The following is a 9,122-nucleotide window of genomic DNA, read 5'->3' as shown; positions in this document are numbered from 1 at the left end:
TTTGTTTACTTTGATGGAAAATGTTGAGATTTCTGATCAATCAGACTTTTTGGATTACCTAATTGCCCGTCCTAGAAAATACATGGGTGAAGACTGGAAAATATCGGAAGTATATGCTACATGGATTGTAAGTGGTGCGCCAAGGGTTGTTAAGAATTAGAATTACTGCTATGAATTGAGCAAAATATTCCAGCAACCATTGCGTCTCTCGAAATTTCTCAAGCATTTAATCAAATTATAGATTCGATTTTTATATTAGAAGAAAGTGATTGGAAATCTTCCTAAAGCTAAACCACTATTGATTGTGTTGATACCGATCAAAACAAGCTGATACACTATTATCAGATTATTTACTTAATTTTGGCCATATTAATCAATTCGTATTTCATGAAAAAACTTTTAGTAATATCCATACTCCTCTTCTTGTTTTCTTGTCAAAAAAAAGAAGTTGTATCAGAAGTTGAATCTGTCTATCCAAAATTCGGCACATCATTAGCCGACCTGCCGGATGAGTATATCAGCACAGAAACCATGTTTGCTGAAAGTCAGGTGTTTATTAACCTAAATGAATCTTTTGACTATGAAGGTTTTACAGCTCATGATGTCATTTATGGTGTGAAAGATTCAATTTTGACCGCTATTAAAATTGGTTTATACCGTAAAGATGTGGATCAGATAATTGACTATTTCACGAATACGTATGGCCGTGTTTCAAAAAAGGAAGAAAACAGTATACTGGTTTATAGCTGGAACAAAGACAGTATACATGTGTATATGACATTTGATCAAAACAATGGGAAAGGAATTTATGCAACCATTTATAGTGGAGAAATAAAACAAGCCGAAGACTTAATTGAGATTCCTTTGCCGGTGATAGAAGCAAATTAATGCCTCTGTTTTAAAGTCACTTTTACGACATCTTTCATAGCATTTTTTCTTGAATACTCATTTCGAATACAGCTTTACAAATTAAGCTTACAATCAATCAATTGGAAATGATCTTTTTTGTATTTTCGTGGGATAATTTTGCTATTGATTTTGAATCCATTGATGATAAATAATGAAGAAATTTTTCCTACTAGTAAGCCTTTTGTTCCTATTAAGCAATTTTGGTTTTTCTCAAAAAACTGAAATCAGAGGCTTTGTTTACGATAAAGTCACTGGAGAAGCCATCCAGTTTTCCAATGTATTTTTCCAAGGAACCTCTTATGGAGTTGCCACTGATTTGAACGGTTTTTATAGCCTTTCCAAATTTCAGCCCGGCACTTATACGCTCACAAGTACTTTTGTTGGCTACGACACTGTTCATGAAGTAATTACTGTTAAAGCTGGAGATATATTTAATCGCAATATGTATCTCACACAAGTTGCACTAGAACTTGATGAAGTTATTATCAACAGTAAAAAAATTGAAAGCCAAACACAGGTTAAAATAAGTAAAATAAAAATTAGTACAGATGATATTGCCAAATTACCAACAGTAGGTGCCACACCCGATTTAGCCCAATACATTCAAGTACTTCCGGGTGTTGTTACAAGTGGAGATAAAGGCGGACAGATATATATTCGTGGAGGAACACCTATTCAAAACAAGGTGATTTTGGATGGAATGACTATTTACAATCCATTTCATTCACTAGGTTTATTTTCAGTTTTCGATATCGATATGATAAAAAACATTGATGTGTATGCCGGAGGTTTTGATGCAGAGTATGGTGACCGAATATCAGCTGTTATGGATGTAAATTCAGTCGATGGTAATAAAACCCGATTAGCTGGAAAAATTGGAACAAGCCCATTTAGCTCCAAATTGATTTTAAACGGCCCATTGAAAAAATTCAAGGCAAAAGAAGGAAGTTCAAACTTTATTTTTGCTGCCCGAAACTCCTATCTCGACAAAACAGCTCCTGTTTTGTACAATTATGCGGATAAAAATGGACTCCCCTATAGCTTCAACGACCTATATGGAAAAGTAAGTTTTAATGATGCCAGTGGATCGAGCATTAAATTATTTGGTTTTAGCTTTAACGACAAAGTAGACTACACAGGAATTACCTCTTATGAATGGGGATCAGTTGGAATTGGAACGCAGTTTTTATTAGTTCCAACAGGTTCTTCAACCATTATCGAAGGACACCTCTCCTACTCCAATTATAGAATAGATCAATTAGAATTAGACAATTTACCCCGATATAGTTTGATTGGTGGTTTTGAAGGTGGAATGAAATTTTCCTATTATTTAGGAAATGACCTGATTCGTTATGGTTTTGATTTAAGTGGATATCAAACTGATTTCCGCTATTACAATGCTGCCGGAAGAAGAATCGGGGAACCAGAAAACACCACCAATATGGCTGCTTTCTTCAAATACAAGAAAACCTTGGGCAACTTCATTTTAGTACCCAGTGTCCGTTTGCAGTATTACGCATCCTTGCAGGAAACTTCAATAGAACCACGCTTTGGAGCAAAATACAATGCAACCGAATTCTTAAGATTTAAGCTCGCTGTTGGAAAATATACACAAGACCTGATTAGTGCTTTTTCGGATCGTGATGTAGTCAATTTATTCTATGGTTTTCTCACTGCCCCCGATGACATTCCAAATCATTTTGATGGCCATGAGATTAATAGCCGATTGCAAAAAGCCATGCATTACATTATTGGAACAGAGGTGGATATTAAAGAGCATTCAACGATAAATCTGGAAGGCTATATCAAAGACTTCTATCAGCTCACCAATATCAATAGAAATAAGATTTTTGATGACACGCCTGATTTTCAGGATAAGCCAGAATATTTGCGTAGCGATTTCATTATTGAGCAAGGACTCGCCTATGGTGTCAATTTTCATTATGTGTTTGAGTTGAAGCCATTTTATATCTGGTTTGTTTATGATCTTGCATTTGTAGAACGATATGATGGTATTATAACCTATACTCCTCATTGGGACAGACGACATAATATCCAATTCCTGTTCAATGTTTCTTTGGGCAAAAAAAGTCCTGTTGATCTTTCATTCAGATGGAATTATGGCTCATCATTCCCTTTTACACAAACACAAGGATTTTATGAGTATCTTGATTTTTCACAAGGAATTACACAAGATTATACCGCTACCAATGGCGATTTAGGCATCTTATATGGCGATTTAAATGGAGGACGATTGCCATCTTATCATAGACTGGATATTTCACTTAAGAAAAAATGGAAAATCAATAAGCACAATTCCATTGAAGGGATAATCAGTTTAACCAATGCCTATGATCGGGATAATATGTTCTATTTTGATCGTGTAAGTAATGAACGAATTGATCAACTACCGATACTTCCAAGTGCTGGAGTAACCTGGTCTTTCTAAGAGATTTTACAAGCAATTGACATTCAGACATTCACGCACAAACACCTCTTTTTCAGTGCAATAGATTATATCCACAAAATATAAACAAGACAATAAATATTGTTATTGATTGACTAAATTGCTTGCAGGATTAAAGCGTATTTTTATTTTAAAAACGAATTAATCTTATAATACAAAGTTGAGCATGTCAGAATTCACCCATTTACATTTGCATACCCAATACTCCATATTAGATGGAGCTGCCAGCATACCTGTACTCATGGCTAAGGCTAAGAAAGATGGCATGAAGGCCATGGCCATTACCGATCATGGAAATATGTTTGGCGTGGTGACCTTTATGCGTCAGGCGAAAAAAAATGGGATCAAACCTATTATTGGTTGTGAAATGTATGTGGCTCACAACAGTATGCAGGATAAAAAAGGCAAGGAAGACCGAAGCGGATATCATCTGATTTTGTTGGCAAAAAATAAAAAAGGTTATCACAATCTGGCAAAACTGGTCACTTTAGCCTATAAGGATGGTTTCTATTATACCCCACGAATTGATAAGGAACTATTAAAAAAGTATAGCGAAGGACTCATTGCATCCACAGCTTGTTTGGGAGGTGAAGTTCCCAAATCAATCATGCGAAACGGTACAGAACAGGCCAGTAAAATAATTGAAGAATATCTGCAGATTTTTGGTGATGATTTCTATCTGGAACTAATGAGGCATGGTTTAGAAGATCAGGATATTGTGAACAAAGCCTTGATTGAACTAGCACAAAAACATGAAGTAAAAATTATAGCCACCAATGATGTTCATTATGTGAACAAAGAAGATTTTGAAGCACATCATATTCTGGTATGCTTAAATACAGGCAAAGATGCTGACGATAAAGACGGGATGAAATATTCTGGTCACGAATATTTCAAAACAACCGAAGAAATGAAACTGTTGTTTTCAGATATTCCAGAAGCGCTGGAAAACATTGATGAAATAGTTAATAAAATTGAAGATTTCGAAGTCGAACGAAAAGTTATTTTACCCGAATATCCATTGCCACCAGCTTATTCTGATGCAGATGAATATTTAAACCATCTCACTTTTCAGGGTGCTGAAAAACGATATGAAGAAATTACTGATAGCATTGCTGAACGGCTGAATTTTGAATTGAAAGTTGTAAAAGACATGGGCTTTGCCGGCTATTTTCTTATCGTTCAGGATTTTATCAACAAGGCCAGGGAAATGGATGTCATTGTTGGCCCGGGCCGAGGCTCAGCTGCAGGTTCCGCAGTAGCTTATTGCATTGGTATCACAAACATTGATCCGATTCATTACAACTTACTTTTTGAGCGATTCCTTAATCCTGAGCGTGTGACCATGCCTGATATGGATATTGACTTTGATGATTATGGTCGCGAAAAAGTCATCAATTATGTAGTCGATAAATATGGTGAAAATCGGGTTGCCCAAATTATTACATTTGGATCCATGGCTGCTCGTTCATCCATTCGAGATGTAGCACGTGTTTTAAAACTGCCATTAAATACAGCCGATCGCTTAGCAAAACTAGTTCCTGCTGATCCGGGAATGACACTAAAAAAAGCATTTGCACAAGTCAAAGAATTAAAGAAAGATAAAGATAGTGGTGAACCTCTGGTTCAGAAAACCCTGAAATATGCCGAAATTCTGGAAGGATCTGCACGACATACGGGAACACATGCTTGCGGTGTAATTATTGGGAAAGATGATTTGTTCGAACATATTCCCTTGAGTACTGCCAAGGATTCCAAACTAATGGTTACCCAATACGAAGGGGAATTAGTCGAATCGGTGGGCATGCTGAAAATGGATTTCCTAGGACTTAAAACCCTGACCATTATCAAAGATGCATTGGAAAATATCAAAGGCAGTAAAAACATCGATATCAATATTGATGAAATCCCTATTGATGATGACAAAACCTACGAACTTTTTCGCAATGGCTTTACATATGGCATTTTCCAGTTCGAATCAGAAGGCATGCGTTCGCATCTCAAAAACCTCAAACCAAACAATATTGAGGACTTAATTGCCATGAATGCCCTGTATCGTCCTGGGCCAATGGAATACATCCCCGATTTTGTGAAGCGTAAAAATGGCTTGGTCAAAGTCGATTACCCCCATGCCATGTTGGAAGAGGTTTTAAAGCCAACATACGGTATCATGGTTTATCAGGAGCAAATCATGAAATGTGCGCAGATTATTGGCGGTTTCTCTTTGGGAAAAGCTGATATTCTGAGACGTGCCATGGGGAAGAAGAAAAAGGATGCGATGCAGGACATGAAAGTAGAGTTTGTGGAAGGTGCTGCAAAAAACAATATTGATAAGGAAAAAGCAGAGTACATTTTTCACATGATGGAAGCATTTGCAAACTATGGATTCAACCGCTCTCATGCTGCTGCATATTCAATTGTTGCTTACCAGACTGCTTATCTTAAGACACATCATCCGGCTTCCTTTATGGCTGCCACACTGGCTCATAACATGGACGATATGGCCAAAATCAATCTCTATATTACCGAGAGTAATAAAATGGGGATTGAGGTTTTAGGACCCGATATTAATGACTCACAATATAAATTTACAGTCAATAAGGAACGTATTATCCGATTTGGATTGGGTGCTATCAAAGGAGTTGGCGAAGCAGCCGTAGAAGCAATTTTATCTGAACGAAACGAAAAAGGTCCTTATAGCGATATTTTCGATTTTACATGTCGGGTTAATCTTAGAGCAGTAAATAAAAAATGTATTGAAAGTTTAGCCATGGCAGGTGCTTTCGATTCTTTTGAAGGTATTCATCGAGCCCAGTATTTTCATATGGAAGAAAATGAAGATCAGACAGCTATCGATAAAGCAATAAAGTTTGGTAACCGAGTTAAGGAATCAAAGAAATCGCACCAAATAAGTCTTTTTGGCGATATGGAAGATGCACATATTGCTAAACCAAATTTACCAGAAGTTGAACCCTGGGCTTCCATTAAGATATTACAGGAAGAAAAACGACTAATTGGCTTTTATGTATCAGGGCATCCACTGGATGAATTTAAATTTGAAATTGACCACTTTACCAGTACAAGTATTGATAATTTCAACGATAATTACCCCAGTTTCTACAACAAAACATTTAAGATTGCTGGCTTGATAACAGAATTTACAGAACGTTTCACAAAAGGAGGCGATACGTATGGGATGTTTACGATCGAAGATTTTACCAACAGCATGAAGTTTTTTCTATTCAGAGAAAAATACCTCAAGTTCAAGCACTTTCTTGAACCGGGCACAAAGGTTTTCCTGTCTGGACTTGTGAGACCTCGTTATCGAGATGCAGTAGACTATACATCCGATATTACTGAAATCAATTTATTAAGTGGCTACCGTACTAAAGCACTAAAAAAAATAACGATAAAAATTCCTTTAGAAATTCTTGATAAAGAACTGAGCAAGAAGATAGAAAATCTGGTTACGAATCACAAGGGTAAATTCCCCATATTTCTTGAGTTTTCCTATGCGAATGGAAATGGAAATATGAATTTATTAATGACACCTCAAAAACTATTAATTGAACCCAGTAATGAGTTCTTTAAGGAAATTGAACAGATTGAGGGTGTGGAAATGAAGATAAATTAATTTTCGATTTGGCTAAAATATATTAAAAATTGTTATTATTTTTCAAGCGGCATTTTTATTGCAGATGGATTGTCCATCGCAATCTATTCTATAACTTTGTAAAAAAATTAAACAATAATGGCTTTAGAATTCACAGCAGCTAATTTCGAAACTGAAGTAATAAATTCAGATATTCCAGTCCTTGTAGACTTTTGGGCAGAATGGTGTGGTCCCTGTCGTATGATTGGACCTATCGTAGAAGATCTCGGTAAAGAGTTGGAAGGACAACTTAAAGTTGGAAAAGTAAATGTTGATATTGAGCCAACCATCGCTCAAAAATATGGTATCCGCAACATCCCTACACTTTTAGTCTTTAAGAATGGAGAAGTGGCCGACAAAATTGTTGGTGCATTACCAAAACCTATGCTCATGAACAAAGTCCAACCTCATTTAGGTTAATATTATTCAAAATAGTTTAGGTGATCAAAAGCTGTTCTTGTTTTTGATCACCTTTTTTTATCCTTATTTGTAAATGGCAAAATGGCCTAACGGACATATTGACTTAGAAATGATTCAGCAACTAGGTAATCTAGACCTGATTGCTCGATATGTTGTCGAAGGCTTCATTACAGGGCTTCATAAAAGTCCTTTTCATGGCTTTTCCGTAGAATTTGCAGAGCATCGACTCTATAATTCAGGAGAATCAACCAAACACATTGATTGGAAACTATTTGGACGTACTGACAAATTATTTGTAAAGAAGTACGAAGAGGAAACAAACCTGCGGTGTATGCTGCTGATCGACAACTCTTCTTCCATGTATTTTCCTGATAGCAAACACAATAAGCTTAAGTTCTCTGTTTATGCTGCAGCTTCGCTGATACAATTGCTTCGAAAGCAAAGAGATGCTGTTGGTTTAACTTTGTTTTCAGATGAGATAGAAGAGTTTTATCCACCAAAAGCCAGTTTTGCTCATGTTCAGCTACTTTTTAATCAATTGCAGAAAAATCTGAATAACGATAGCAAAAACAAAAAAACATCCACTGCAAGCACCCTGCATCAAATTGCAGAAAACATTCATAAACGTTCTTTGGTTGTTATTTTCTCTGATATGATGGAAAACATCGACAATCAAGAGGAATATTTGTCAGGCTTACAACATCTTAAATACAAAAAACATGAAGTCATATTGTTTCATGTTGTCGATAAATCAAAGGAATTAGATTTCACTTATGAAAACCGACCTTATCGTTTTATAGACATGGAAAGTGGCGACAAGGTTGAAGTTTTTCCAGATGATATTCGTAATGAATATTTGAAAAAAATGGCTGGTTTCAGAGATGAACTCAAACTTCGATGCAGTCAATATCATATCGATTATGTCGAAGCTGATATTCATACTGGTTTTTTTACTGTTCTACAGAACTACCTCGTGAAACGTCAAAAGCTTTATTAGTCCAACTTTACAAAACCTAACAGCTGGCCTTGTTCCTGTTTGGTTGAGGAGTTGTCAAAACCTAACAGGTAGCCTTGTTCCTGTTTGGTTGAGATAGCTGATAAAACCTAACAGGTGGCCTTGCTCCTGTTTGGTTGAACAAGAGAATAACATCAATAACTTTTTGTCAGAATCCTTTCTCCTTTCGACCTATCAGGTTTTATTCAACCAGATAGGTTTGATTCCTTTTAGGATCAGTCGTAGTGCGACTTAAAGTCGGCCTACGACTATTTGGCCTTGCTCCTGTTTGGTTGAGGTAGTCCAAAACCTAACAGGTAGCCTTGTTCCTGTTTGGTTGAAATAGTTGTCAAAACCTAACAGGTGGCCTTGCTCCTGTTTGGTTGAATTACAGAATCTTTCGAACAAGAGAATAACATCAATAACCTTTTATCAGAATCCCTTCCTTTCGACCTATCAGGTTTTATTCAACCAGATAGGTCAATAAAAACCTAACAACTGGCCTTGCTCCAGTTTGGTTGAATTACAGAATAATATCAACAACCTTTTGTCAGAATCCCCCCTTTCGACCTATCAGGTTTTATTCAACCAGATAGGTCAATAAAAACCTAACAGGTGGCCTTGCTCCTGTTTGGTTGAGATAGGTGATAAAACCTAACAGGTGGCCTTGCTCCTGTTTG

General features: G+C 36.4%; 6 protein-coding genes. All 6 read left to right on the top strand.

Annotation, left to right across the window (positions count from 1 at the left end):
* A partial coding sequence (locus HOG71_16130; GenBank protein ID MBT5992375.1) for a hypothetical protein occupies nt 1-160 on the top strand: 160 nt, incomplete at its 5' end.
* Nucleotides 161-387: 227 nt separating this feature from the next.
* Nucleotides 388-888, top strand: a complete 501-nt coding sequence (locus tag HOG71_16125; GenBank protein MBT5992374.1) for a hypothetical protein — start codon at nt 388-390, stop codon at nt 886-888.
* Between the two features lie 172 nt (nt 889-1,060).
* On the top strand, nt 1,061-3,358 hold the full coding sequence (locus HOG71_16120) for a TonB-dependent receptor (GenBank protein MBT5992373.1): 2,298 nt from the start codon (nt 1,061-1,063) through the stop codon (nt 3,356-3,358).
* A gap of 184 nt (nt 3,359-3,542) precedes the next feature.
* Nucleotides 3,543-7,010, top strand: coding sequence for a DNA polymerase III subunit alpha (gene dnaE / locus HOG71_16115; GenBank protein ID MBT5992372.1), 3,468 nt, complete (start codon nt 3,543-3,545; stop codon nt 7,008-7,010).
* 117 nt (nt 7,011-7,127) lie between these two features.
* Nucleotides 7,128-7,448 (top strand): thioredoxin, encoded by a 321-nt coding sequence (gene trxA / locus HOG71_16110; protein MBT5992371.1) that lies wholly within the window; start codon nt 7,128-7,130, stop codon nt 7,446-7,448.
* A 73-nt stretch (nt 7,449-7,521) separates the two neighbouring features.
* The gene (locus HOG71_16105) at nt 7,522-8,445 is read left to right on the top strand and encodes a DUF58 domain-containing protein (GenBank protein MBT5992370.1); all 924 of its coding nucleotides are present in this window, start codon (nt 7,522-7,524) and stop codon (nt 8,443-8,445) included.
* Nucleotides 8,446-9,122 lie beyond the last annotated feature (677 nt).

The sequence above is a fragment of the Bacteroidota bacterium genome (assembly GCA_018698135.1).
Lineage (GTDB): Bacteria > Bacteroidota > Bacteroidia > CAILMK01 > JAAYUY01 > JABINZ01.
Note: the sequence above shows the minus strand (reverse complement) of the source record. Positions and strands in the feature narration are given on the sequence as shown.